Source organism: Paenisporosarcina sp. P4_E4_2, from assembly GCF_056401595.1.
Genome location: NZ_JBFUJC010000518.1, coordinates 1 through 1411 on the forward strand (window position 1 = coordinate 1; position 1411 = coordinate 1411).

At 38.7% G+C, this 1411-nt stretch carries 1 protein-coding gene and 1 rRNA gene; both read left to right on the forward strand.

Features of this window, described 5'->3' with window-relative positions:
* Positions 1-105 (forward strand): 5S ribosomal RNA (gene rrf / locus AC1DSB_RS19255); the annotation flags it as partial.
* A 636-nt stretch (positions 106-741) separates the two neighbouring features.
* A partial coding sequence (locus AC1DSB_RS19260) for a protease inhibitor I9 family protein (protein ID WP_477587418.1) occupies positions 742-1411 on the forward strand: 670 nt, incomplete at its 3' end.

Genomic DNA, 1411 nt, shown 5'->3' on the forward strand with positions numbered 1-1411 from the left:
ATGGCAAAGAGGTCACACCCGTTCCCATACCGAACACGGAAGTTAAGCTCTTTAGCGCCGATGGTAGTTGGGGGCGCCCCCTGCAAGAGTAGGACGTCGCTAGGCAAGTAGAAAACCGTTACCTATTAAAAGGTATCGGTTTTTTTGTGTTCATTTATGTATGAGTGATTAAGATGTGTGGAGTAGAAGTAAACAAAGTAATGGGGCTTAGAAAACTGGCTTACCAATTCTTTATGCAGCGTAAGCTGAATAATAAAAAATCTCCCTTTAGACTTCGCACTCTAAGTAGCAATAACCATCCACATCGTTACTTAGAAGAATGATAACCTCACTATGTAGGTCTTACGTTTTGGCAATCCCTTTTACAAACTAAATCCATCAATTGCCTGGTCTATTTCGTCCTGAGATATCCCAATATAACGATCTTGTTGTGCAGGATAACCATCTTTTGTAATATCATGTCGATATTCCTTAAAGTATTGTGCAAACTCAATAGTAGCTTGGTCATATTACGTAAAGAGTTTACTAGATATAAACTATCGATTTGGAATTTTCAGTCTTATTTCGACAAAAAACACTATTATGTATGCTATGTTAAATAATAACAACAAGAATTTCGCAGCAGACACCATTGAGTACCTATACTAATTTGTAGAAAGGGGGCAAGGGGTGCTTTTTTATGTACTTCTTGAAGAAGTAGGGCGCTGTCGCTATAAAAATTGGAGGGGGATGAAGTTGAAGATGAAAAAGAAGGGTAATCTAAAAAAAATGTTCAGCATTGTTGCGACATTACTCATGGTACTTTCCTTAATTGTACCGGGAATAGCAACTGCGGAACCAAATAAAAAACTGCACCAATCATTAAATGACTCTAACGTACTTTCAGGAAACAAATTGAGCAGTAGTTTACTAGAAACATTCGAACAAGAGGACAGAGTTACTTTTCTCATAAAATTTAAAGAGAGTGCAGACACGGAAAAAGTAGCAGAGCAAGCAAAAAAAGATGCCGGTAATGCAAATCTTTCGGCAAAAAAATCACAGCTCATGCAACGTTCCGCTGTTGTATCTGAATTGAAAATGACATCTCTTGAATCGCAACAAAATGTAAAACAGTATTTGGACATGCAAGTTAAGGCAGGGAACGCTAAAGATATTACGTCGTATTACATTGTTAACGGAATGGCTGTTACAGCTACAAAAGAAGTGGCGCAAAAAATAGCGACATTCGCTGAAGTTGAAAAAGTTCTACCGAATGAAACACGGGAACTATATACAACGAAAACCAAAAACGCAGTAACACCTGATTCCAATATCGCCAATGTAGAATGGAATGTTGACAGGGTCAATGCCCCTAAAGCTTGGGACATGGGTATTGACGGTTCGGGAACAGTCGTCGCGAGCATCGATACAG